The 24,626-nt window shown below is 74.1% G+C and carries 21 protein-coding genes; 16 read left to right on the forward strand and 5 right to left on the reverse strand.

The annotated features are described in order from the left end of the window. Positions 1-103 precede the first annotated feature (103 nt). The 6 genes from AOM46_RS26305 (at position 104) to AOM46_RS26330 (ending at position 10,318) form a co-directional block, all read left to right on the forward strand. Positions 104-1,618 (forward strand): MBL fold metallo-hydrolase, encoded by a 1,515-nt coding sequence (locus tag AOM46_RS26305; protein WP_062215849.1) that lies wholly within the window; start codon positions 104-106, stop codon positions 1,616-1,618. A 45-nt stretch (positions 1,619-1,663) separates the two neighbouring features. Next, positions 1,664-5,680, forward strand: coding sequence for a non-ribosomal peptide synthetase (locus AOM46_RS26310; RefSeq protein ID WP_062215851.1), 4,017 nt, complete (start codon positions 1,664-1,666; stop codon positions 5,678-5,680). A 92-nt stretch (positions 5,681-5,772) separates the two neighbouring features. Beyond that, positions 5,773-6,864 carry a hypothetical protein gene (locus AOM46_RS26315; protein ID WP_062215853.1) on the forward strand — a complete coding sequence of 364 codons (1,092 nt, stop codon included), beginning with the start codon at positions 5,773-5,775 and terminating at the stop codon, positions 6,862-6,864. Between the two features lie 31 nt (positions 6,865-6,895). Beyond that, complete coding sequence (locus AOM46_RS26320; protein ID WP_062215855.1) at positions 6,896-8,086, forward strand: toxic anion resistance protein; 1,191 nt, start codon at positions 6,896-6,898, stop codon at positions 8,084-8,086. Beyond that, a complete protein-coding gene (locus tag AOM46_RS26325) occupies positions 8,083-9,681 on the forward strand; it encodes a substrate-binding and VWA domain-containing protein (RefSeq protein WP_062215857.1) in 1,599 nt (532 codons plus the stop codon). The genes AOM46_RS26320 and AOM46_RS26325 overlap by 4 nt, the downstream gene beginning before the upstream one ends. Then, positions 9,668-10,318 carry a hypothetical protein gene (locus tag AOM46_RS26330; protein WP_234314016.1) on the forward strand — a complete coding sequence of 217 codons (651 nt, stop codon included), beginning with the start codon at positions 9,668-9,670 and terminating at the stop codon, positions 10,316-10,318. Before AOM46_RS26325 ends, AOM46_RS26330 begins: the two co-directional genes overlap by 14 nt. A gap of 1 nt (position 10,319) precedes the next feature. Here AOM46_RS26330 and AOM46_RS26335 read toward each other — a convergent pair whose 3' ends face one another. The 3 genes from AOM46_RS26335 to AOM46_RS26345 all read right to left on the reverse strand — a co-directional run bounded on the left by AOM46_RS26335 (position 10,320) and on the right by AOM46_RS26345 (position 13,358). Continuing rightward, positions 10,320-11,474 (reverse strand): RNA polymerase sigma factor, encoded by a 1,155-nt coding sequence (locus AOM46_RS26335; RefSeq protein ID WP_062215859.1) that lies wholly within the window; start codon positions 11,472-11,474, stop codon positions 10,320-10,322. A 7-nt stretch (positions 11,475-11,481) separates the two neighbouring features. After that, complete coding sequence (locus AOM46_RS26340; RefSeq protein WP_062215861.1) at positions 11,482-11,889, reverse strand: YciI family protein; 408 nt, start codon at positions 11,887-11,889, stop codon at positions 11,482-11,484. 146 nt (positions 11,890-12,035) lie between these two features. After that, complete coding sequence (locus AOM46_RS26345; RefSeq protein WP_078857201.1) at positions 12,036-13,358, reverse strand: MFS transporter; 1,323 nt, start codon at positions 13,356-13,358, stop codon at positions 12,036-12,038. 23 nt (positions 13,359-13,381) lie between these two features. Between AOM46_RS26345 and AOM46_RS26350 the strand changes: the two genes are divergently transcribed. Both AOM46_RS26350 and AOM46_RS26355 read left to right on the forward strand, forming a co-directional pair. Next, positions 13,382-14,098, forward strand: a complete 717-nt coding sequence (locus AOM46_RS26350) for a TVP38/TMEM64 family protein (RefSeq protein ID WP_158920683.1) — start codon at positions 13,382-13,384, stop codon at positions 14,096-14,098. 152 nt (positions 14,099-14,250) lie between these two features. Beyond that, complete coding sequence (locus AOM46_RS26355; protein ID WP_062215867.1) at positions 14,251-15,201, forward strand: aldo/keto reductase; 951 nt, start codon at positions 14,251-14,253, stop codon at positions 15,199-15,201. A gap of 55 nt (positions 15,202-15,256) precedes the next feature. Here the strand turns inward: AOM46_RS26355 and AOM46_RS26360 are convergent, their stop codons facing one another. After that, positions 15,257-15,910, reverse strand: coding sequence for an FMN-dependent NADH-azoreductase (locus tag AOM46_RS26360; protein ID WP_062216271.1), 654 nt, complete (start codon positions 15,908-15,910; stop codon positions 15,257-15,259). A 186-nt stretch (positions 15,911-16,096) separates the two neighbouring features. Here AOM46_RS26360 and AOM46_RS26365 point away from each other — a divergent pair, with 186 nt between their 5' ends. The 5 genes from AOM46_RS26365 to AOM46_RS26380 all read left to right on the forward strand — a co-directional run bounded on the left by AOM46_RS26365 (position 16,097) and on the right by AOM46_RS26380 (position 19,625). Then, positions 16,097-16,474, forward strand: a complete 378-nt coding sequence (locus AOM46_RS26365; protein ID WP_062215869.1) for a DUF2255 family protein — start codon at positions 16,097-16,099, stop codon at positions 16,472-16,474. Between the two features lie 83 nt (positions 16,475-16,557). Then, on the forward strand, positions 16,558-17,178 hold the full coding sequence (locus tag AOM46_RS26370; RefSeq protein ID WP_062215871.1) for an L-threonylcarbamoyladenylate synthase: 621 nt from the start codon (positions 16,558-16,560) through the stop codon (positions 17,176-17,178). Between the two features lie 100 nt (positions 17,179-17,278). Beyond that, complete coding sequence (locus tag AOM46_RS34285) at positions 17,279-17,419, forward strand: hypothetical protein (protein ID WP_158920686.1); 141 nt, start codon at positions 17,279-17,281, stop codon at positions 17,417-17,419. 435 nt (positions 17,420-17,854) lie between these two features. Continuing rightward, positions 17,855-18,328: a cupin domain-containing protein gene (locus AOM46_RS26375; RefSeq protein WP_062215873.1), complete on the forward strand. Its 474-nt coding sequence runs from the start codon at positions 17,855-17,857 to the stop codon at positions 18,326-18,328. Positions 18,329-18,437: 109 nt separating this feature from the next. Then, a complete protein-coding gene (locus tag AOM46_RS26380; protein ID WP_062215875.1) occupies positions 18,438-19,625 on the forward strand; it encodes an acyl-CoA dehydrogenase family protein in 1,188 nt (395 codons plus the stop codon). A gap of 22 nt (positions 19,626-19,647) precedes the next feature. Here the strand turns inward: AOM46_RS26380 and AOM46_RS26385 are convergent, their stop codons facing one another. Then, on the reverse strand, positions 19,648-20,061 hold the full coding sequence (locus AOM46_RS26385) for a hypothetical protein (RefSeq protein WP_067226592.1): 414 nt from the start codon (positions 20,059-20,061) through the stop codon (positions 19,648-19,650). Positions 20,062-20,263: 202 nt separating this feature from the next. Between AOM46_RS26385 and AOM46_RS26390 the strand changes: the two genes are divergently transcribed. The 3 genes from AOM46_RS26390 (at position 20,264) to lnt (ending at position 24,624) form a co-directional block, all read left to right on the forward strand. Continuing rightward, on the forward strand, positions 20,264-20,704 hold the full coding sequence (locus tag AOM46_RS26390; RefSeq protein ID WP_062215878.1) for an Lrp/AsnC family transcriptional regulator: 441 nt from the start codon (positions 20,264-20,266) through the stop codon (positions 20,702-20,704). Positions 20,705-20,751: 47 nt separating this feature from the next. Continuing rightward, complete coding sequence (locus AOM46_RS26395) at positions 20,752-22,392, forward strand: amidohydrolase (RefSeq protein WP_062215880.1); 1,641 nt, start codon at positions 20,752-20,754, stop codon at positions 22,390-22,392. 501 nt (positions 22,393-22,893) lie between these two features. Further along, positions 22,894-24,624 carry an apolipoprotein N-acyltransferase gene (lnt, locus tag AOM46_RS26400; protein WP_370592771.1) on the forward strand — a complete coding sequence of 577 codons (1,731 nt, stop codon included), beginning with the start codon at positions 22,894-22,896 and terminating at the stop codon, positions 24,622-24,624. Positions 24,625-24,626: the final 2 nt, after the last annotated feature.

Here is a 24,626-nt window from a genome sequence, read left to right on the forward strand (position 1 = left end):
GGACCGCCCCCACGCAGAGAGGACAGAGACCGTGGGAAAGCGCTACTTGTCGTCCGCAGTGAGCCCCCAACCGCTCCTCCACCGCTGGTACGCCTGGCCTCATATGATCAACCCGCTCACGGCGGGGCTCAACCTCCGCGAACGGCAGCTGGCGACCCTCCGCAGCTATCTCGCCGACCCCGATCTGCACACCAGGGCGGTGGCCGACCCGGGCAACTACGGCCGCCCCTTCCTCAACCCGTCGGGGGCGGGCTTCGAGCGGCTGAAGACCTTCCACGAGGAGGTCACGGTCGACGCGGCACCGCTGATCGACCTCGCCGACGATTTCACCGCCGCCCGCGTTCTGGTGGAGGAGCACGCCGACGGAGGCGCGCTCGCCCCCCTCTACGGCCAACTCCCCGCATCGCTGCGGGGGATCGTCGAGCTGGTCTACGACGACGTCAACCGCGCGTCGATCCGGATCCTCGAACCGGTGCTGTACCGGTCGTTCCGCGACACGATGGCCCGGGCGCAGCGGATCTCGCTGCTGCCGAGGCCCGACCGGGCGCAGCCGTACATCTTCAACAGCCCGATCCTGCCCGACGCGTCCCGGTTCGACCTGGCGGTGCCGTTCGACGCGCCCGCCCTGGACGCACTCTTCGCGGCCCGCTGGTCGTCGGTCGACGTCCCCGAGCTGGGGGAGCGGCTGGGACTCGCCCCCGAACGGCTGGCGCGGTTCGCCGAGTTCTTCACCGAGACCGAGCCGGCCACCCCGCCGCCGGTACCGGACGGCACCGTGCGCGTCCGGTTCTTCGGCCATGCCTCGGTGCTGCTGGAGTCCGCGCACGCGGCGGTGCTCCTCGACCCGCTGCTCGGCTACACCGACGACGGCATCGACCACTTCACCGTCAGCGACCTGCCGCGCCGGCTGGACGCGATCGTGCTCAGCCACGCCCACTGCGACCATGTGTCGGTGGAGACGCTGCTCCAGCTGCGTCGCGTCGTGGACACCGTGGTCGTCCCCGGATCGGCCTCGGGATCGGTGCTCGACCCCAGCCTCGGGCAGCTGCTGACCGCCCTGGGGTTCCGCGCCGTGACCAGGCTGGAGGAGCTGGAGAGCGCCACGGTGGGGCACCGGCTCACCGTCACCTCGCTGCCCTTCCTGGGCGAGCACGCCGATCTCGACATCAGGGCGAAGATGGTGCCGCTGGTGGAGATCGAGGGCCGCCGGTTTGTCTTCGCCACCGACACCACCCCCATCGAGCCGGAGCTGTACCGCCGGCTCGGGGACCTTCTCACCGGGGTGGACGCGCTGTTCATCGGCCTCGAATGCGTCGGCGCGCCGCTGTCCTGGCTCTACGGGCCGCTGATGGGCCGCATGCCCGACCGCAGGCACAACCGGGGACGCCGGTTGAACGGTGCCGACGCGGCGATGGCCGAACAGCTGGCCAGGGCCATCGGCGTGCGGCGGATCTTCACCTATGCGATGGGGTTCGACCCCTGGCTCAAACACCTCACCGGCTCCGACTACGACCCCGCGTCCCCACAGAAGCGGGAGTGCGACCGGCTGGAGGCGAGCTGCGCGCGCTGGGGCGCCCGGGCGGAGCTGCTGCACCTGCGCGCGGAGCACACCTTCTGATTCCGACCGCCACCGGCTTTCCGACCGCGACAAGGGAGTGCGGCGATGGGACACAGGGGACAAGGGGTCTTCGAGCGCTATACCGGCCTGTCCACCGAGGGGCGCGCCGAACTGCTCGCCGCGATCCTCCGCGACCCCCTCGCCCGCCGGCGGGTCGCGCCCTCGGCCGCCCAGCGGCGGATGTGGTTCCTCCACCGCGCGGGCCTGGACCGCAGCGACTACAACGCGCCGGCCGCCTACCTGTTCCGTGGCCCGTTGGACGTCGAGGCGCTGCGCCGCGCGTTCGCCGCCCTGTGCCGCCGGCACCGGGCGCTCGCCTCGCGCTTTGTGGACGCCGCAGGGGAACCGTTGGTGCTCACCTCCGCCGCGCCACCGCCGTTCCGGTACGAGGAGCTGCGCGGGACCGCCCGGGGGAGCGGCCGGGAACCCTGGCGCCCGCTGGTCGACGCCGAGGCGCGCCGCCCCTTCGAGCTGGCGGGCGGCCCGCTGGCCCGCTGTCTGGTGGTGGCGAGCGACCCGGACGAGTTCGCCGTCGTCATCACCGCGCACCACACGGTGGTCGACGGCTGGTCGCTGGGGGTGCTGCTGCGCGATCTGTCGGCGCTCTACCGGGCGGAGACCGGCGGCGCACCGGTGACGCTGCCCGAACTCGCCCACGACTACCAGGACTTCGTCGCCTGGCAGGAGGAGAGGCTGGGCGGCGAAGGATACGCCAGGGCGGTCGAGCACCTGACGGCGCGGTTGGCGGGCGCGCCGGCCGTGCTCGACCTGCCGGCCGACCGGCCGCCCCCGCCCCGGCCGACGCTGCGCGGCGGCACGGTGACCGCCACCCTGCCGGCGGAGCTGACCGGCCGGCTCGGCGCGCTCGGACGGCGGGTGGGCGCCACGTCGTTCATGGCCCACCAGGCGCTCTACGCGGCCACGTTGGCGCACCACTCCGGCCAGCGCGATCTGCTGATCGGCGTCCCCTACGCCGGCCGGGAGCGGCACGCGTTCGCCTCGGTGGTGGGGAACTTCGTCAATACGGTGGTCCTGCGGGCCGATCTCTCCGGCGATCCGTCGTTCCACGATCTGCTGACCCGGACCAGGCGTGACGCGATCGACGCCTACCGGCACGCCGCCGTGCCGTTCGACCGTCTCGTCGAGGCCCTGGACGCGCCGAGGGCGCCCGGACGCAACCCGCTCTTCCAGGCGTTCTTCGCCCACGAGCCCGCCGGGAGCGGCGGCGCGTCCGGTGGGCTGGAACTCGGCGGGGTCGTCGGGGAACCCCTCGTCGTCGAACGCACCACCACGGCGCTGGATCTGGACCTGCATGTCGGCGAGCGGCCGGACGGCACGGTGGAACTCGCCCTCACCCACGCCCTGGACCTCGTCGACCCCACCACCGCGCGGCGGCTGCTGCGCCATCTGACCCGGCTCGCCGTCGCGGCGGCGGCGGCGCCCGACACCCCGCTGGGCGATCTGCCGCTGCTGCCCGAGGCCGAGCGCGCCGCGCTGCTGGGCGCCCGGCAGCCCGCGCTGGAACCGGCCGCCGAACTGCTGCACCGCTGTGTGGAAGGGGCCGTGGCGGCGCATCCGGACGCGGTCGCGGCGAAGCGCGGCGCGGAACGGCTCAGCTACCGGGCGTTGGACGCCTCCGCCAACCGACTGGCCCGGCGGCTGCGCGCGGCGGGTGTCGGCCCCGAGGTGCCGGTCGGCGTCTGCCTGTCGCGCGGCCCCGCGCTGCTGGTCGCGATTCTCGCCGTGCTCAAGGCGGGCGGCGGCTATGTCCCGATGGAGGCCACCCTCTCCGACGAACGCCTCGCCACCCTGGTCGCCGACACCCGGATGCCCGTTCTGGTCACCGACGACCGGCACCTGCCCCGGCACACGCGGTTCCCCGGCCGGGTGGTGTCCGTGGACGACGCCGCCCTCGCGGCGCTGCCCGCCTCGCCGCCCCCGGTCGCGGTCGGCCCCGCGAACATGGCCTACATCATGTACACCTCGGGTTCCACCGGCTCGCCCAAGGGCGTTGTGGTGGAGCACCGTCAGGTGGTGCGGCTGGTCGAGTTCTACCGGTCGGCGCTGGAACCGGAGGAGGTGTCCGGGGTGCTGGCGTCGACCCCGGTCGGCTTCGACGCGACGATCCAGGAGTACTTCGCGACACTGCTGCTGGGCGGGACGGTGCTGTTCGTCGACTCGGTCTTCGATCTGCGCACCCTGCCGGAACGGGAGTCGGTGACGCTGGTGCAGGGCGTGCCCAGCCTGCTCCAGGAGCTGCTGGCCGGCGGGCCGCTGCCCGGCGGGGTCACCACGGTCATGCTCAGCGGGGAGCCGCTGCCGGGCGAACTGGTCGAGCGCCTGTACGCGTCGGGCTCGGTGAAACGGGTCTACAACGTCTACGGCGTCACCGAGTGCACCGCCGACGCTTCCTGGTGCCTGGTGGAACGCGGCACCCGGCAGGCGGGCCTGGGCGAGCCGCTGCCGGGGATGCGGCGCTATGTGCTGGACGCGCGCCACCGCCCCGTGCCGGTCGGCGCCAGAGGCGAGCTGTATCTGGCGGGGCCCGGGCTGTCCCGTGGCTATCTGGGCCGCGAGGAGCTGACCGGGGAACGGTTCCCGCCCGACCCGTTTGTGCCCGGCGAACGGATGTACCGCACCGGCGATCTGGTGCGGTACCGGGCCGACGGGCAACTCGTCTGTCTGGGCCGGGTCGACCGTCAGATCAAGGTGAACGGCTGCCGGGTCGAACCGGCCGAGGTGGAGGCCGCGTTACGCGCCCATCCGGCGGTCGACCAGGCCGCCGTGGTGGCGCACCGGGTCGGCGACGACAACCGGCTCGCCGCCTATGTGGTCCTCGCCGCCGGGCGGCGGCTGCCCCGGGACCTGCGGAGATCGCTGGCGCGGCGGCTGCCGCCCGCCCTGGTGCCGAGCACCGTGACCGCGCTCGACGCGCTCCCGCTCAACGCCAACGGAAAGCTCGACACCCGCGCGCTGCCGCGCCCGAGGCGGCCACAGCCCTCGGGCCCGGCCGCGCCGGGCACCCCGGCCGAGGAACGGCTGCTGGCCATCTGGCGCCGGATCCTCGGCCGGGAGGACTTCGGCGTCAGCGACGACTTCTTCGCGCTGGGCGGGCAGTCCCTGACCGCGCTGCGGATGACCGCGCTGGTCAAGGCCGAGTTCGGCGTCGAGCCCGGGGTGGCGGCGCTGTTCGAGGCGCCCACCGTCGCCGAACTCGCCGCGCTGCTCGGCTCGTCGACGCCCGGGCGCGGTGGCGGGGCGCTGGTGGAGCTGCGCGCCGGCGTGGGCACGCCCATGGTGCTGGTCCACGCCGTGGGCGGCGGCGTCGTCGGCTACGCGGACCTGTGCGCCGCGTTCTCCTCGGACCGGCCGGTGTTCGGCGTCGAGGCCGAGGGACTGACCGGCGGCGGGCCCCCGCCGGACGATGTCGGCGAGCTGGCCGGCCGCTATCTGGACCGGTTGGACGCCGGGTTGGGCGCCGGCCCCGTGGTGCTCGCCGGCTGGTCGATGGGCGGCCTGGTCGCCTATGAGATGGCCGCGCGGGCCCGGGAACGCGGCCGCGACGTCGAGGCGCTGGTGCTGGTCGACACGGCGCCGGAGGCCGAGCGGGCGCCCGTCGACGAGGCGGAACTCGCCGCGCTGCACAGCCGGTACCTCGCCGCCGCGGCCGGCCTCGATGCCGGGCTCACGGCGCGGGAGGCGCGGGGCCGCCCGATGGCGGCGCTGCTCGACTGGGCCAGGGCCCGGGGCGTGCTGGGCCAGGAGACCTCGATCGCCGAACTGCGGCGGATCTTCGATGTCTTCGCCGCCAACCTGCGGGCCTTCGACGCCTACCGGCCCACGCCGCTGCGGGTGCCGAGCCTCCTGGTCGCCGCGCGGGCCGGCGACCCCGCCGGGCGCGGCGCGGCCTTCCGCGCACTGCTGGGCGACTCCCTCACGGTGGAGGTCGTCGACGGCGACCACCACACCGTGCTGCGCCCCCCGCACTGCCGGGAGCTGGCCGGGACCATCGAACGCTGGCTGGCCGCCGACCACCCCCGGACGGGCCCCAACACGCCGTAGCAGCAAGGCCGTTGCGATCCGGGACGGTCGCTTCACCCGTTGGCCACCTTCCCGACGCCCGGTGGTGGCCCCGGCTGAGGAAGCTTCACATCGTGAGACGGCTATGGGGGATCGTGCTGGGAGTGCTGCTGTTGGCCGGCGTCGCGACGGCGGTGGTCGTCGGACGTGACACCGGCGGCGGGGGCGGTGGCGCTGGATCGGTCACGGTCAGCGGGGTGATCGGCTCGGAGAAGGCGGAGTTCTTCGCCGACCCCGAGGTGGTGGCCGCGCTGGCCGACCGGGGGCTCACCGTGCGGGCCCAGTCCGTCGGTTCCTGGGCGATGGACGAGGTGGACCTGGCGGGCTACGACTTCGCGTTCCCGTCCAGCCAGGGCCCCGCCGACGCGCTGCGCCGCGAGGCCGGGGATCCCGGCGCCCCGCTGCGGCCGTTCTACTCGCCCCTGGTGGTGCTCGCCCACCGCGAGGCCGCCGAGGTGCTGGCCGCCAACGGACTGGCCACGCTGGACGCCGACAACATGGGACGGCTGTTCCTGGCCGACTATCTGGCCGCCGTCGAGGACGGCCGCACCTGGCAGGAACTGGACGGCGCCATGCCGCAGGACGGCCTCAGCGGCGCCCTCTATGTCTCCAGCACCGACCCCCTCACCTCCAACTCGGGCGCGCTCTACCTCGCCGCCGCCTCCTTCGTCGCCAACGACGGACAGGTCGTCGCCGACGAGGCGGCCGTCGAACGCACCGCGCCGCTGCTGCGCGCCCTGGTGCGGGTCCAGGGCACCCAACAGTCCAGCTCCGACGGCCCGTTCCGGGACTTCGTCAGCGGCGTCGGCAACCCGCTGGTGCTGGTCTACGAGTCGCAGGTCGCGGCGCTGCTGTTCGGCGGCGCGGAACCGGGGACCGCCGACGGCGTCGTGGTGCTCTACCCGGACACCACGGCGACCAGCGACCACACGCTGGTGCCGCTCACCGAGGACGGCCGGCGGCTGGGCGAGGTGCTGACCGACGATCCCGAACTGCGGCGCCTCGCCGTCCGGCACGGCTTCCGGCCGCAGGGCGCCACCGCCGAGTTCACCGAGGCGGCGGCGGCGCACCCCGCCCATCTCAGGGACGGACTCGACGGGATCCGGCAGGCGCCCGTGCCCACCGCCGACCTGCTCCGTGCCATGGCCGAACGCGCCAGGGGCTGACATCCGTGCGGAAGCTCACCGAGGGGGAGCCATGACAGACAACGAGAACCCACTGGTCCTCACCCCACCCGAACCCGTCGCGCCGGTCAGGGCCGAGCAGGCGTCGGGTCTGGTGCCGCTGGACGAGGCGACCCGGGAGGAGCTGAGCCGCCGCGCCGTCAGCTATGTCGACTCGCTCGCCGAACTGGACGCGCGCTCCCCGGAGTTCTCCAGCCGGGTCGGCGAGGTCACCTCGCTCGGCTCCGCCGAGATGCGCTCGGCGGCCCAGCAATCCAACCGGATGCTGGACCGCAGCGTCCGCTCGCTCGCCGGCGCCGCCGGCGGCGAGGCGGCCGACGCCCAGACCCGGGTCTCCTCCTCGCTGCTGGACCTGCGCCGCACCGTGGAGGACCTCGACCCGCGCGAATCGTCCGCCGGCGGGGTGAAGCGGCTGCTGTCCCGGCTGCCGGGCGGCAACCGGTTCCGCGACCATGTGGCGCGCTACGCCACCGCCCAGGGCACGCTCCAGAAGATCGTGGCCACCCTCCGCGCCGGCCAGGACGAACTGCGCCGCGACAGCGCCACCCTGCACACCGAACGCGCCCGCCTGTGGGACACCATGGGCAAGCTCCAGGAGTACGCGGTCCTCACCGAGGCGCTGGACGACGAACTGCAGCGGCGCGTCGAACGGCTGGAGGCGACCGACCCCGAGCAGGCCACCGCGCTGCGCGCCGACATCCTCTTCCCCGTCCGGCAGAAGCACCAGGACCTGCTGACCCAACTCGCGGTGTGCGCCCAGGGCTACCTCGCCATGGACGTGGTGCGCCGCAACAACGAGGAACTGGTCAAGGGCGTCGACCGCGCCGCCACCACCACCGTCACCGCGCTGCGCATCGGCGTGATGCTCTCCGCCGCGCTGGAGAACCAGCGCAAGGTCGGCGAGCAGGTCACCGCGCTGCGCACCACCACCGAGGAACTGGTGCGCGGCAACGCGGAGATGCTGGCCACCCAGAGTGGCGAGATCCAGAAGATGGCCGCCGACCCCGCCGTCGGCACCGAGACGCTGCGCGCCGCGTTCCAGCAGATCTACCGCACCCTGGACACCATCGACAGCTACAAGGCGCAGGCCACCGAGGCCATGGCGGCCACCGCCCGCGCCCTGTCCGACGAACTGGGCCACGCCGCCGGCCATCTGGAGCGCTCCCGCGCCGCCGACCGGCGTGAGGAGGGGGGCCTCGCATGAGGGCACGCGCACGACTGGCCGCCCTGTTCGGCGCCCTCGCCCTGGTCGCCGCCTGCAGCGGCGGCTCGGACGACGGGGACGGCCCGGACGGCGAAGGGGACGGCGTCGCCGCCGCCGAAACCGTCAGGATCCTGGCCGGCAGCGAGCTGGCCGACATGGAGTTCCTGTGGGAACGGGCCGCGGAGGAGACCGGCGTCACGGTGGAGATCACCCATGTCGGCACCCTCGACGCCACCCGGACGGTCCTCTCCGGCGAGGCCGACGGCGCCTATGACGCCGTATGGCTAGCCACCAACGACTACCTCAGGCTGCATCCCGAGGCCGACCGGCGCATCCTCACCGAAACCTCGATCATGACCTCGCCCGTCGCCCTCGGCCTGCGCCCCGAGGCCCTGGACCGGCTGGGCTGGCAGCCCGACGAGATCACCTGGTCCCAGGTCCACGAGGCGGCCGCCACGGACCGGCTGACCTTCGGGATGACGGACCCGACCCGTTCCAACTCCGGTTACAGCGCGCTGATCTCGGTGACCTCCGCGCTCTCAGGCGCCCAGTCCGCGCTCACCGCCGATGACGTCGCCGGCAGCGCCGACCGGCTGCGGGAGCTGTTCGCCGGACAGCGGCTCACCTCCGGCTCCTCCGGATGGCTCGCCGAGGCGTTCGCCGGGCGCGACGACGTGGACGCGTTGATCAACTACGAGTCGGTGCTGCTCGGCCTCGACCGGGACGGCGTCGCCGATCTGACGGTGGTCCGCCCCCTGGACGGGGTGGTCACCGCCCGCTACCCGCTCACCACGCTCGTCTCCGCCTCCCCCGAGGCCGGCGAGGCGCTGCGCCTCCTCGGCGCGTATCTGCGCGGCGCCGACGCCCAACGCGCCCTCACCGAGGAGACGTTGCGCCGTCCGGTCGCCACCGGGGTCACGGCCGCCGACGCCGTTCCCGAGGGGCAGCGCCGCGAACTGCCCTACCCCGGCTCGCTCGATGTCGCCGACGCCCTGCTCGACGCCTACGACAGCGAACTGCGCCGCCCGTCCCGCACGCTCTATGTGCTGGACACCTCGGCCTCGATGGAGGGCGAACGACTGGCCGCCCTCCAGGACGCCCTGCGCCGCCTCACCGGCGCCGACAACCCGGCGGGCCAGCGGTTCAGGGACCGCGAGGAGGTGACGCTGCTGCCGTTCGACAACACGGTGGTCTCCAGCGAGACCTGGACGGTCACGGCGGACGGCCGCGACGAGGCCCTGGCCGGGATCCGCTCCGGGATCGACGCCCTGGACGCCGGCGGCGGCACCGCCGTCTACGCCAGCCTGATCGAGGCGTACCGGCTGCTGGCCGACGAGGGGGAACGGGACGCGTTCACCTCCATCGTGCTGATGACGGACGGCGAGAACACCGAACCCGTCGGGGCCGAGGACTTCCGGGTCTTCCACCGGGAACTCGACGAGGAACAGCGGCGGATACCGGTGTTCACCATCCTGTTCGGCGACTCCGACCGGGCCGAGCTGCGAGGGATCGCCGACCGCACCGGCGGCGAGCTGTTCGACGCCGTCAACAGCCCCCTTGAGCATGCCTTCCAGGAGATCCGTGGCTACCAGTAGCGGCCCGGCGGCCCGGACGCTGGCCTATCTGGAGTCGCGGAGGAACCTGACCGGCTGCGCCTGCGGACTGGCCGGCCTGGCGGCGGTGTTCACCGGGCTGGCCGGCGCCTACTGGCCGGTGGTGGTCGCCGGCCTGTACGGCGCCGGCGCGCTGCTCGCCCCGCCCGAGCGGACCGCGCCCCCGCCGTTCGCGGGACCGGCCGCTCCCGGCGGCGAACTGGACGCCATCCGCGCCGACTTCGCCACCCTGCGGGACTATGTCGCCGGCCTGGAGCTGCCCGCAGGGGCCACCGGGCCGGCCGCCGAACTCGACGCCCTGCTGGCCGCCCTCCTCGAACCCGGCTGGGTGGCGGAGGAGATCGCCGCCGACCCCGAGGCGGTGCACATCCTGGGCCGGGCGGTGCGGGTGGACGTCCCCGAGGCGTGGGACGCCTACCAACGCACCCGCTGGTGGGCCAGGCTGCAGCCAGGCGCCGATTCGGCCGAACGCCACCTCAGCCGCCAACTTGAGCTGCTGAACCGGGAGTTGCGCACGGTCGCCGCCTCGGTCCGAGCAGCGGTCGAACGCCGCCAGCGGACCCACACCACCTATCTGGAGTCCAGGACCGAACCCCCGGAGCCGCCGGACAAGTCCTAGGTCATGGCCGGCCAGCCGCGCCCCGGGAGTTGAGCCGGGCGGCCTGGCGGGTCAGATGGTGGCGTTCGGCGAGGTTGGGCGCCTTCAGGGCCGCCTCGGCGTAGAGCCGCGCGGCCGTCGTCGGATCGCCGTCGCGTTCGTGCAGATACGCCGCCACGGCGGTATGGCGCGGCAGCGCGTCGTCGATCGCAGCGAGCGCCGCCAGCCCGGCGCGTGGCCCGTCGGCCTCGCCGACGGCGACCGCGCGGTTGAGCCGGACCACCGGGCTGTCGGTCAGCCGCGCCAACTCGTCGTACCACTCGACGATCTGCACCCAGTCGGTCTCCTCGGCGGTGGGCGCGTCGGCGTGCAGCGCCGCGATGGCGGCCTGGGCCTGGAACTCGCCCAGCCGGTCGCGGGCGAGGGCGGCCCGCAGGATGTCGATGCCCTCGACGATCGCGCCGGTGTCCCACCTGGCCCTGTCCTGTTCGGCGAGCGGCACCAGACTCCCGTCGGGCGCGGTCCTGGAGGCCCGCCGCGCGTGGTGCAGCAGCATCAGGGCGAGCAGCCCCGCCACCTCGGGGTGGTCGATCGCGGCCGCGAGGCGCCGGGTGATCCTGATGGCCTCGGCCGCCAGATCCACATCGCCCGCGTAGCCCTCGTTGAAGACCAGATAGAGCACCCGCAGCACGGTGGCGACATCGCCCGGCTGGTCGAACCGCACGCCGGAGACGGTGCGTTTGGCGCGACTGATCCGCTGCGCCATGGTCGCCTCAGGGACCAGATACGCCGCGGCGATCTGCCGGGTGGTCAGCCCGCCGACGGCCCGCAGCGTGAGCGCCACCGCGGACGCCGGGGTCAGCGACGGGTGGGCGCACAGGAAGTACAGCTGAAGCGTGTCGTCCACGGCCGCCGCGGGACCCGGCGCCGGCTCGGCCTCCACCACGTCCTCGCGTCGGCGGCGGGCGACGTCCGCCCGGGTCGCGTCGAGGAAGCGGCGCCAGGCCACGGTGACCAGCCACCCCTTCGGATCGCGCGGAGGGGCGGTCGGCCAGACGCGGACCGCCTCCACCAGCGCGTCCTGCACGGCGTCCTCGGCCGCCGCGAAGTCGGCCCCACGGCGGACGAGGACACCGAGCACGCCCGGCGTGAGGCTTCTCAGCAGGGCTTCGTCCATCGGTATGTCACTCACCGACGGCGGGCATCTCGGTCAGGAACGGGCGCAGCTCCAGCCACTCGTGGATCGGCTTCCCGCCGGCCCCCGGGGCGGCCGACAGCTCCCCGGCCAGCTCGACGGCCCGCTCGTGGCTGTCGACATCGATCACCATCCAGCCGGCGATCAGGTCCTTGGTCTCGGCGAACGGACCGTCGGTGACCGGCGGACGCCCCTCGCCGTCATAGCGGACGAACGTGCCCTCCTGGGCGAGCGCCTGGGCGTCGACGAACTCCCCGGTCTCCCTCAGCCGGTCCGCGAAGTCGTTCATGTACCGGATGTGCGCCGAGACCTCCTCGGGCGCCCACCGGTCCATGGGCACGTCGTTGACCGCCTCGGGGGCGCCCCGGTAGTGCTTGAGCAGCAGGTACTTGGCCATGGTGGTACTCCTCGGTGCTGTGCGGGAACCATTGTGGTCACCCTCACCCAGGAGACGGAGCCGGGTACGGGTTCTCGACATCGCCCAGCAGATTTCTCCGGGTTTCCCGACCCGACCGGCCGAGCCCGGCACCGCCGCCCCGTCCGTCAGCCCTCCGCTGGCCGTGGCACCCGCAGCCGTCGCCAGCTCACTAGGGCGAAGAGAAGGACGAGGACCTGGCCGAGTGCCACGGCCCAGAGCAGGCCACGCGGCCCGGCCGCCCCGATGACGACCCCGCCGACGGCCAGGCCCAGCGGTTCCACGCCGAACGACAGGGTGCGGAAGGCACTGTTGACCCGGCCCTGGAGATGGTCGGGCGTGACGGAGAGCCGGTAGGTGATCAGCGACACCGCGAAGACCGGCCACAGCGCGTTGGTGATCAGCAGTCCGACGGTCAGCGGAAGCATCGAGGGGGCCGCCGCCATCATGGCCGCCGCGACCGACCACAGGAGGACCGAGACCACCGCCAGCGTCGCCAGGTCCACCCGTTCCCGCAGCCAGGACGCGGCCAGGGCGCTGAGCACCGTGCCCAGGCCGACCGCCGCCAGGACCAGGCCGACCAGACCGGCGCCGACGCCCAGCTCGTCGGTGGCCAACACGATGACGGCGAGGTCCAGCGGGGCCTGCAGCAGATTGACCAGGGTGACCGTCACCAGCAGCATCCGCAGCAGACGCCGCCGCCACAGGAAGCCGACGCCCTCCGTCAGATCGGCCAGCAGGGAGGTGCGGGCCCGCTCCGCGCGGTCCTCCTGGAAGGACGCGCGGACGAAAAGCAGCGAGGCGCCGGAGACCAGATAGGTGAACCCGTTGACCAGATAGGCGAGGATCGCGCCCAGCGTCGACGTCCTGGCCAGGCCCAACAGCAGCCCGGTGAGCGCGGATCCGCCGACGCCGGCGGCGGATTCGCCGATCTCGTTGAGCGCGTTGGCGGTCGGCAGATCGGCGTCCGGGACCAGCTTGGGGAGCGCCGAGAGCCGGGAGACGGCCGAGAAGACATGCCCGACGCCCTCCAGAAAGGCGACCACCGCCAACTGGGCGACGGTCAGGGTGCCCAGGGCGTAGGCGAGCGGCACGCTGGCCAGCGCGGCGAACCGGCCCAGATCGGCGACGATCATCACCGTGCGCCGGTTCCACCGGTCGATGAACACGCCCGCCAGCAGGTTCAGCAGCAGATAGGGCGCCACCCTGGCCGCCCCGACCAGACCCGCCATGGCGGGCGACCCCGAGATGCCGAGGGCGAGCACGGGGATGGCCAGGTTGGCCATGGCCGTGCCCATCGACGAGACGGTGAACCCGCCCCACAGAACCATGAAGTCCCGGTTGGTCAACACCCCGCGCCAGCGCCCGCGCCTCCCGCGCCCACGCGGGAGCGGTAACGCCCCCTCGGCGCCGCACGGTTCGGAGACGGGAGGCGGCGACGGGTCGTCCATGGGCCGATCCTAGGGTGGGTGCCGTGAAAGACGAGGTCGGGGTGCGGGGGGAGTCCGACCGCCGGTGGCCGCGTGCCGTGCCGCGGGTGGTGGTGGCGGCCGTGCTGTCGCCCTGGGGCCGGCTGCTGCTGCTGATCCCGCTGGTGGCCGGCGCCTGGGCCGCCGCCACGCTGCTGGGCGTGGACCGGCTGGCCCGCGCCGAGCCCGCCGCGCTGGGCTCCACGGTCTGGTCGGGGCCGTTTTTTGTCGCGCTCTACGCGCTGGGCACGACGGCCTTCGTGCCCAAGCCGGCGCTGAGCGCCGCCGCCGGCGCGCTCTTCGGCGCCGGTCAGGGGCTGCTGCTGACCGTTCTCGGCACCGTGCTGGGGGCGCTGCTCGGCTTCGCCGCCGGGCGTCTGCTGGGCCGCGAGGCGCTGGGCCCGATGACCCGGTCCGGGGCGCTGGCCGGCGTCGAACGGCGGCTGTCCGAACGGCCGTTCCGCGGGGTGCTGTTGGCGCGGCTGTTGCCGGTGGTGCCCTTCGCCGTGGTCAATCTGGGCTCCGCCGTCGCCCGCGTCGGCTGGGCACCGTTCGCCGCCGCCACCGCGCTGGGCACCCTGCCGGGCAACGCGGCCTGGGTGCTGGCCGGGGTGTCCGCGTCCACCCCCTCCGCCGCCTGGCTCTGGCTGCCGGCCGCCGGCTGCGGCGCGCTGCTGGGCGGGGCCGCGCTGTGGCGCGCCGCGCGCCGCCGCCGCGCCTGATCCCCGAGTCCGGCCGCCGCTTGCGCTGGAGCGCGCTTCAACCGCCATGCTGACGGACAGCACGGGAAACCCGGCGAACACCGGGCAAACCGTGCTGAGTTACCAGAAATATCTCGGCATCTGAGAAAAGGCAGACAGAGGGGGAAAGTTCCATGTCGGAATCGACGGGGGTACCGCTCGCGCTGGGCACCATGTACTTCGGCACCAGGACGGACGAGGCGACGGCGTTCGACCTGCTGGACCGGTTCGTGGACGCCGGCGGCACGCTGATCGACACCGCCGACTGCTACACCTTCTGGCACGAGCCGGACGGCCGGGGCGGCGAGAGCGAGACGGTCATCGGCCGGTGGCTGGCGGCCCGCCCCGGCATGCGCGACCGGGTGTCCCTCAGCACCAAGACGGGCGCCCAGCCGCAGGGCGAGGGGGAGTGGCCGGCCAACCGGCAGGGACTGTCGGGCGACGCGGTCGGGGCCGCCGCGCGGGGCAGTCTCCGCCGGCTCGGCACCGACCGGATCGACCTCTACTGGACCCATACCGAGGACCGGGGCGTCCCCCTTGAGGAGACGGCCCAGGCGCTCGCCGGGCTGGTCGCCGACGGAACGGTCGCCAGGATCGGCGCCTCCAACCACGCGCTGTGGCGGGTGGAGCGGGCCCGTGGCATCGCCGAGCGGCACGGCTGGGCCGGGTACACCGCGCTGCAACTGCGCCACTCCTACCTCAAGCCCCGCCCCGGCGTCCCCGCCCTGCCGCACCGGTTCGGCTGGGTCACGGACGAGACCCTCGACTATGTCGAGACCGAGCCTGGGCTGAGCCTGTGGGTCTACACCGTCCTGCTGAACGGCTACTACGCCAGGACCGACCGGCCCCTGGGCGAGGAGTTCGAACACCCGGGCAACACCCGGCGGTTGGCCGCCCTGGAGCGGGTGGCGACGGACCTCGGGGTGAGCCGTAACCAGGTCGTCCTGGCCTGGCTCACCGGCGGCCGGCCGCCCCTCGTCCCGGTGGTCGGCGTCAGCAGCCCCGAGCAGCTGGACGAGGCGCTCGCCGGCGTCGCCCTTGAGCTGTCGGCCGAACACCGCCGACTCCTCGACGAGGCGGCCTGACCGGCCGGCCGCCCCCCGACCGGACGCCACGCGCCCGCACGCCGGCCGGCGCGCCCTAACGCCGGCCGGCGCCGAGCCGTTCGCCGAGTTCGGTGGCCAGCGACAGCGCGCTCTTCAGCTCGCGGGCGGCCCGGTCGGCATGCCGGGCGAGGGCGGGCGTCCGGTTGGCCAGGGTCAGGTTGGCGGCGATCACCGTCACGGACATCCCCATCTCCTCGCCGAGCACCAGCTCCAGCACCGGGGTCGCGTGGTCGCGCTGCCGGTTCACCCCACGGGTGCCGTACTCGCCGCCCCGCGCCGTGGCCAGCACCACGGGACGTCCGGCCAGCGGGGCACCCGAGATCGCCGAGGGGGCGGTCCACCCCGGGACATGCACATGGTCGAGCCATGCCTTGACGGTCGAGGGCAGCGCGTAGTTGTAGAGCGGGAACCCGATCAACACCACGTCGGCGGCGAGGAGTTCGGAGATGAGGATCCGTTGCATCTCCGCCGCGGCCCACCCCGGGCGCTCGCCCGGCTCCCGCAGCCCCGGCGCCCAGTGCAGTCCGGCGTCGGGCAGATGGGGCGGCGGATCGGCGTGCAGGTCACGGCGGAGCACCACGTTGTCCATGTGCGCGGCGCGAAACGCCGAGGCGAAGGCCGCGGTGATGGCCCGCGACTCCGAAGCCCCGTCCCGGGCCGAGGAATCAAGGTGTAGCAGTGTCGACATGCCGGACATCATGGCGCGCTCCGGACCCGTCGACCACGCCGGGGGGTCGCCCGAACGCCGTCGGGATCCCTCCCGCTCACCGCCGTTCGGCCGCTTCGCCGGGCACTCGCACTCCAGTCGGGAGGGGGAGTGGCCGATGTCCGGAGGAGCCACATCGGCACGGATCCGACGAGAGGGAGAGCCCGGATGGCGACCTGGACAAGCGACGAGTTGGACACCATCGGCACCGCAGACGAACTGGAGATCGCCCCGCTGCGCGAGGACGGCACCGCCCACGGCCCGGTGACGATCTGGGTGGTGCGGCACGACGACGATCTCTACGTTCGCTCCTATCGGGGACGCGACGGCGTCTGGTTCCAAACCACCCGGGCGCGTGGCGAGGGGCATGTCCAGGCCGGCGGGATCGACCGCGACGTGCGCTTCGCCGAGGAGACCGACCCGGCGGCCATCGAGGCGATCGACGCGGCCTACCGCAGCAAGTACCAGCGCTACGGCAGCGCCTATGTCGATCCGATGGTCGCCGGACCGGCGCGGGAGGCCACCATCAGGCTGCTGCCGCGCTGAGCGGGTGCCCGGCATCCGGCGCCCGGCGGCACGCCCGCCGGGCGCCGGCGTCGGGGGCCCGGCGGGAGCCTAAGCTCGGGCGCATGGCGAAATACTTCGACGTGCACCCGGAGAACCCACAGCGTCGCGTGATCGACCAGGCGGTTCAGATCCTCGGCGACGGAGGACTCATCGTCTATCCCACGGACTCCTGTTTCGCCCTCGGCTGTCTGCCGGGGGACAGCCGGGGCGTGGACCGGATCCGTTCCATCAGGCAGCTCGACAGCCGGCACCACTTCACCCTGGTCTGCCGGGACTTCGCCCAGCTGGGCCAGTTCGCGCGGATAGACAACACGGTGTTCCGCGCGGTGCGGGCCGCCACCCCCGGCAGCTACACCTTCATCCTGCCGGCCACCAAGGAGGCGCCGCGCCGGCTGCTGCACCCCAAGCGGCGCACCATCGGCGTGCGGATTCCCGAACACCCCGTCGCCCAGGCGCTGTTGGCCGCGCTCGACGGGCCGCTGCTCTCCAGCACCCTGCTGCTGCCGGACCAGGAGGAGCCGTTGACCCAGGGGTGGGAGATCAAGGAACGGCTCGACCATGTCGTGGACGCCGTGCTCGACTCGGGGGACTGCGGGACGGTGCCCACCACGGTGGTCGACTTCTCGCAGGGCGAGGCGGAGATCGTGCGCCGGGGCGCCGGCGACCCCGACCGCTTCGCCTGAGGCCGGGCCCCGCTCCCTCCGCCTTCCGGAAACGGCCGGACCACGGCCCGAGTCGGACGGTCGTGGGCCGCCCTGCCCGGAACCGGACGAGAGGGACCCCGTGAACGCACCACCCGCGCGGCGGACCTGGCTCGCCGTCCCGGCCCGCGTCGCCCTGCGCCAGATCGGCGCCGCCGGCCCCGAGGAGCCGGCGGCGGCGCCGCCCGCCCCGGCGGACGCGCCGGAGCGCGCGCCCTCCTGACGCGCCGTTGGCCAGCGCCCCGCGCGTGGCATCGCCGACCGTCGGGATCGCCTACCCTGTCCTGGCCGGCGCCGGCCTGGAGCGCCGGGCGCGGAGCGGCGCGGGCGGGAGGCCCAGAGATGGCAGAGGTGGCACGGGCGGCAGCACCCGTGAGCCGCGGGCCGTCACCGAGGGCCCGGACGATCCGCTCGACGGTCATGCCGCGTTTCTCGCCGCCGGCCACCCCGGGTGCCCGGGCCGACCCGCCGGGGGCGCGCCCGCCGGCGGAGGGTTGAACAGGTGTGCCAGGGGGCGCGCGTCGCCGCGCCGGGCGCTGGGCATGATCGGCCTACCGAGGCGAGATCCCCGGAACATTTTTCGGACCACTTTTCGGACCCTGAGAAAGGCGGAACAGATGCACGAGCGTGGGCGGTTGACGGCCGGAGGAGGACGTTGATGCGGGGCGGACGTCCCATCAGGCGGGCCGGCACCTTCGCCGCGCTGGCCGGGCCCTTAGTGCTGGTCGCCTTCCCCTCCGCGTCCGTCGCCGGCTCCGGTGGGACCCAGCGGGTGCAGTCGGAGACGCTGGCCGAGGGCGTCGCGCCGCACGGGGTGCGGATCGACACCGAGGGCCCGACGGACGTGGTGCACCGGGTGATCACCATCGAGCCCGGCGGCTCCACCGGCTGGCACTACCACGACGGTCCGCTGCTGGCCGTGATCGCCTCCGGCACCCTCACCCGCACCCTGGACGACTGCACGGTCGAGGTGTCCCACGCCGGCGACTCGTTCGTCGAACCCCACGGCCCCGGGCACGTCCATGTGGGGCGCAACCTCGGCGACGAGCCGGTGGTCCTCTACGCCACCTATATGGTCCCTCAGGGAGCACCCCTCTCGGTGGAAGCCGAGAACCCCGGCTGCCCCGAGTAGCGCGCGGCACCGCCGCATCCATCCGTTGATCGTCATCCGCTCGCCCACCGGCCATCGCCGGCGCGAGGGGCACGGCGGGCCACTCGTACCCGCCACGCATGGAGGAGTTATGGCCACCACCACTCGGAACGGCCCAGCCGGTCCGCCCACCGGGCCTCTCGGGCTCACCGACGAGGCCGGCGAACTGCTCGGCCTGGCCCGGGAGTTCGCAACCAAGGAGATCCAGCCGCCGGCCGCGGAGCAGGAGGCGGCCGGGGTCTTCCCGCGGGCGACCTTCGCCGCGATGTCCCGGCTCGGGCTCCTCGCCCTGCCCTACCCGTCGGAGTACGGCGGCGGCGACCAGCCCTACGAGGTCTATCTGCGGGTCCTGGAGGAGCTGGCGGCGGCGCGGCTGACCGTCGGCATGGGCGTCAGCGTGCACAGCCTCGCCTGCCACGCGCTGGCCCGGTTCGGCGACACGTCCCAGCGGGCCGAGTGGCTGCCCGCCATGCTGGAGGGCGAACTGCTGGGCGGCTACTGCCTGTCGGAGCCCACCGCCGGCTCCGACGCGGCGAGCCTGCGCACCCGCGCCGTGCGGGACGGCGACGACTGGGTCATCACCGGCACCAAGGCGTGGATCACCCACGGCGGGATCGCCGACTTCTACACCGTGCTGGCCCGCACCGGCGAGGACGGGCCCAAGGGGATCACCGCCTTCCTGGTCCCCGGCGACGCCCCGGGGCTCACCGCCGCACCCCCCGAACGCAAGATGGGACTCTCCGGATCCCCCACCGCCCAGCTGCACTTCGACGGGGTGCGGATCCCGGACACCCGTCGCATCGGGGAGCTGGGGCGCGGCCTGCCCATCGCCCTGGCCGCGCTGGACGCCGGCCGTCTCGGCATCGCCGCCTGCGCCGTCGGGCTGGCCCGCGCCGCCTGGCAGGAGGCGGCGGCCTTCACCGCGCGCCGCCGGCAGTTCGGCCGGCCGATCGCCGACTTCCAGGGCACCAAGTTCCTGTTGGCCGAGCTGGCCACCCAGATCGAGGCGGGCCGCGCCCTCTGCCTCGCCGCCGCCCGGCTGAGCGACGCGGGCGCGCCGTTCACCGCCCAGGCCGCGATGGCCAAGCTGTTCTGCACCGACGCGGCGATGCGGGTCACCGTGGACGCGGTGCAGTTGATGGGCGGTTACGGCTACAGCGCCGACTACCCGGCGGAACGCTATCTGCGCGAGGCGAAGGTGCTGCAGATCGTCGAGGGCACCAACCAGATACAACGCCTGGTCATCGCTCGCGAGTTGCTGAAGGACGCGGCCGGCTAGCGGAGGAGCGGCGGCGGGCCCCTCAGGCGGCCTGCCGCAGCGCCGGCGCCGGGCCCGCGGCGTGCGAGAACGGCTGGAGACGCCAGTCCAGGCCGTCGGGGAGCGCGGCCAGGGACAGCGCCTCGCCCACGGACGGCAGCGCCACCTGCGCCACCCAGCCGGTCTCGCCGGGCTCGACACCCGAGCCGGAACAGACCGTCAGGCCGAACGGGTTGAACGGAGTGGAGCAGAGCGCGTGCTGGGGCAGCGGCTCGTCGTGTGCGGCCAGCGCGATGGAGCGGTTGCACTCCGGGCAGACCACCCGCAGCGCCTCCACCTCAGCAAGCTCGTCGAGCCCATCGGGGCGATAATCGTCACCCATCTCCTGGTCGGTCTCCTCAAGAATCGTCAACGTGGCGCCGCTCCGGGCACGTCCGGGTGGCTGAAGCCGGTGCATACATCCCCCTTGGACGGCACAGATATCGGCCACTGCAAGAGTTGCCCGTGGCGATCGGCGGATAATCGTGCGACCCCAGGACGCGTGGGGCAGCGTTTGTGGTCTTCATCACAGTTCGGCGACGAACGGATGTACCGTTCGACCGCTCCAGGCGCCCCAGGGGTGCCGCACCCCGTCGACGGTACGGGTAGGTTACGGAATCGTGGAGGAACTGGACCGGCACATCGTGGAACTGCTCGTCAAGGACGGGCGGATGAGCTACACCGACCTGGGCAAGGCCACCGGCCTGTCCACCTCCGCCGTCCACCAACGAGTACGCCGCCTGGAACAGCGTGGCGTGATCAGAGGTTACGCCGCCATCGTGGACCCCGACGCCGTGGGGCTGCCGATGACGGCCTTCATCTCCGTCAAACCGTTCGACCCCAGCGCCCCGGACGACATCGCCGACCGGCTCGCCGGGGTCGCCGAGATCGAGGCCTGCCACAGCGTCGCCGGCGACGAGAGCTACATCCTCAAGGTACGGGTCGGCGCCCCGGTCGAGCTGGAGCACCTGCTGGCCCGCATCCGCACCCTGGCCGGCGTCTCCACCCGCACCACGGTGGTGCTCTCCACCCCCTACGAGGCCAGGCCGCCCCGGATCTGACGACCCCGGCGCCGCCCGCACCCCCGGCGAGCCGGGAGACTTGGGCCATGACCCCACGCACCACCTCCGACGCGCGCCCGGCCTCCGTGCTGCTGCGCCGGGGCGAGATCCACAGCCCGGCCGATCCGTTCGCCACCGCCATGCTGGTCACCGGGGACCGCGTCGCCTGGCTCGGCTCCGAAGCGGCGGCCGACGCGCTCGCCGACTCCGCCGACGAGACGGTGGACCTGGCGGGCGCCCTCGTCACCCCCGCCTTCACGGACGCCCATGTGCACACCACCGCGACCGGGCTCGCCCTCACCGGCCTCGACCTCGGCGAGGCGCCCGACCTGGACGCCGCGCTGGCCGCCGTCGCCGCCTACGCCGAGGGCCGCCCGGCCGACGAGGTGCTGCTCGGCCACGGCTGGGACGCCGCCCGCTGGCCCGAGCGCCGCCCGCCGGGCCGCGCCGAACTCGACCGCGCCGCCGGCGGCCGACCGCTCTACCTCTCCCGCGTCGACGCGCACTCGGCGCTGGCCACCACCGCCCTCCTCGATCTGGTCCCCGGCATCGCCGGCCGCGCCGGCTGGGCCGAGGACCAGCCGCTGACCGGCGACGCCCACCACGCGGTCCGCCGGGCCGCCTACGGCACCCTCGGCCCCCGCCAGCGCGCCGAGGCCCAGCGCGCCGCCCGGAACCGCGCCGCCGCCCAGGGCATCGGCGCCCTCCACGAATGCGCCGGGCCCGAGATCTCCAGCGAGGAGGACCTGGTCGCGCTGCTGGCCCTCACCGACGCCGAACCAGGACCCCGCGTCATCGGCTACTGGGCGGAAGCCGTCACCGACCCCGAGGACGTCCGCCGCATCCGCGAACTGGGCGCCCTCGGCGCCGCCGGCGACCTCTTCGCCGACGGCTCCCTCGGCTCGCACACCGCCCACCTCTGCCGGCCCTACGCCGACGCCCCCGGCACCGGCGTCGCCCACCTCACCGCGGAGGAGATCGCCACCCATGTCGCGGTCTGCACCGAGGCGGGCCTCCAGGCCGGCTTCCACGCCATCGGCGACGCGGCCGTCGACACCGTGCTGCGCGGCACCAGGGCCGCCGCCGAACGGGTCGGCCCGGACCGGGTCCGGGCCCTGCGCCACCGGGTCGAACACGCCGAGTTGCTGACCGACGCGCTGATCGGCGAGCTGGTCGCGCTCGGCATGACCGCCTCCGTCCAGCCCGCCTTCGACGCGACCTGGGGCGGCCCGGACGGCATGTACGCCGCCCGGCTGGGCGCCGAACGCGCCGCCGCGCTCAACCCGTTCGCGGCCCTCGCCCGCGCCGGCGTGCCGCTCGCCTTCGGCTCCGACGCGCCCGTCACCCCGCTCGACCCCTGGGGCGCGGTGCGCGCCGCCGCCCACCACCGCACCCCGGCGCACCGGATCTCGGTGCGCGCCGCCTTCACCGCCCACACCAGGGGCGGCTGGCGGGCCGTCGGCCGGGACGACGCCGGCGTTCTGGTGCCGGGCGCACCGGCCGACTACGCGGTCTGGCACACCGGCGAACTCCTCGTCCAGGCCCCCGACGACCGGGTCGCCCGCTGGTCCACCGACCCCAGGTCCGGCACCCCGGGGCTGCCCGACCTGACCCCCGGGACGCCGCTGCCCGAGTGTCAACGCACCGTGGTCGGCGGGCAGATCGTGTACGACCGGCTGAACGAGTGATCTCACCGCCGGTGATACCGCCGAACGACGTGTGCTCCGCCGGTCGAACGAGCGCCCCCACTCCGCACTGACCAGCCGCTTTAAGGGGAAAACGCAGGTCAGAGGTGTGTTGACAGCCAGCGGTCGGCAACGGGTAGGTTCGGCCGGGTCCACCACAGGACGTCCGGCCGGCGCTCCTTCGCGCAGTCGTCGAACGCTGCTGGGCCAGAGGGCGGGTGCCACGCCGGCATCCCGCCACCGGGAGCCAGGTCCAGTGTCCGCGGCACGGGGGCGGGAGGTTTCGCCCGGCCGGCGGGTGCGACCCGGGGCGGGGCCCGGACGCTCAGTAGACAACGGCTTTCGGTCGACCCGCAGCCAGCGGGTCCCGGGTCGGACCGAAGGGCGCCGGGTCCCGATCCGCAGCCGGGCCCGCCCCCGGAGCCGGACCGTGTGACCGGTCGTCGTGGCATTCGAGGTACGGTCGTTCATCATCGCCCGTTCCCCAGAGAGGCCACGACCGTGGTGCCACCGGGCCCAGAGACGACCGCGACGGACGATTCCCCCGGGATCCGCCCGGGTTCCGTCGCGCCCGCCGAGCCGGCCGGCGACCAGCCGCCGGCCGCCACCCCCGTGTCGTCACACCGCCCCGGGCGGCTGCGGCGCCTGGTCGCCGCGCTGCGACACGACTGGCCCGCCACCCTGCTCGCCGCCCTGGCGGGGCTCGCCCTCGTGCCGGCGTTCCCGCCCTACGACATCTGGCCGCTCTCGCTGCTCGCGGTGGCCGCGCTCTCGCTGCTCACCCGGGGCAGGAGCGCGGGGCGCGGCGGCTGGCTGGGCTTCGTCATGGGCGTGCCGTTCTTCGTCGGCCTGCTCAGCTGGCTGCGGGTGATCGGCTGGGACGCCACGATCGGCCTCTCGGTGATCGAGGCGCTGTTCTTCATCCCGCTGGGCGCCGGTCTCGCCGCGACGGCCAGGCTGCGGCTCTGGCCGCTGTGGGCCGCCTGCCTCTGGGTCGCCGAGGAATGGGCGCGCGACCGCGTCCCGTTCGGCGGGTTCCCCTGGGGACGGATCGCCTTCGCCAACACCAGCACCCCGTTCACGCCGCTGGCCGCCATCGGCGGCGCCCCGCTGGTCACCTTCGCGGTCGCGCTCGCCGCCGCCCTGCTGGCCTGGACGGCGCTGCGGCTGCGCGCCACCCTCGGGGCCGGCGCGCGCGGCCCGCGCGCGCTGCTGCCGGCGCTGGGCGGCGCGGGCCTGGCCGTGGCCGTCGGCGCCGGCGGCTACGCCGTCCCGGTGCCCACGGCCGCCGCCGACACCGTCACGGTCGCGGTGGTGCAGGGCAATGTGCAGCAGGCCGGAATGGACTTCCTCGGCCGGCCCATGATGATCCTCAACAACCATGTGGAGGCCACCCTCGAACTGGCCGACGACGTCGCCGCCGGCCGCGCCGAGCGCCCCGACCTGGTGCTCTGGCCGGAGAACGCCTCCGACCTCGACCCCTACCGCCGGCCCGAGGCCCATGCGGCGATCGACCAGGCCGCCCGCGCCGTCGGGGTGCCCATCCTGGTGGGCGCCCTGGTCGACCACCCCACCCGGGAGGGCTATGTCGAGAACCAGGGCATCGTCTGGGACCCGGAGACCGGCCCCGGCGACTCGTACACCAAGCAGCATCCGGTGCCGTTCGGCGAGTATGTGCCCTTCCGCGACCAGCTGAGCAAGGTGATCTCCCGCCTGGAGCGGGTCCCGCGCGACTTCTGGCCCGGCGAGAGCTCCGGCGTGCTGGACGTCGGCCCGGCCAGGATCGGCGATGTGATCTGCTTCGAGGTGGCCTACGACGACATCGTCAGGGACACCGTCAACGACGGCGCCCGCGCGCTGGTCGTGCAGACCAACAACGCCACCTACGGCAGGACGGGACAGCCGGAACAGCAGCTGGCGATGTCCCAGCTGCGCGCGGTGGAGCACGGCCGGGCCATCGTCACCGTGGCGACCAGCGGCATCAGCGCCGTGGTCGCCCCCGACGGCACCATCGAGCAGCGCACCGAGGAGTTCACCCAGGACGTTCTGGTGGCCGAGCTGCCGCTCCGCGACGACCGTACGGTTGCCGACCGGGTGGGCGCCGCCCCCGAGTGGGCGCTGGCCGTCGGCGGCCTGCTGGCGTGGGCCTGGACGGGCGCGGGCCCGAGGCTGGCCCGCCGCCGGGCGGGCGCGGACGGTGCCGGGACGGAGAACGCGGGGGAGCGGAAGGAGTGAAC

This window comes from Streptomyces sp. NBRC 109706, from assembly GCF_000974485.1.
In the GTDB taxonomy this organism is placed as follows: Bacteria; Actinomycetota; Actinomycetes; order Streptomycetales; family Streptomycetaceae; genus Streptomyces.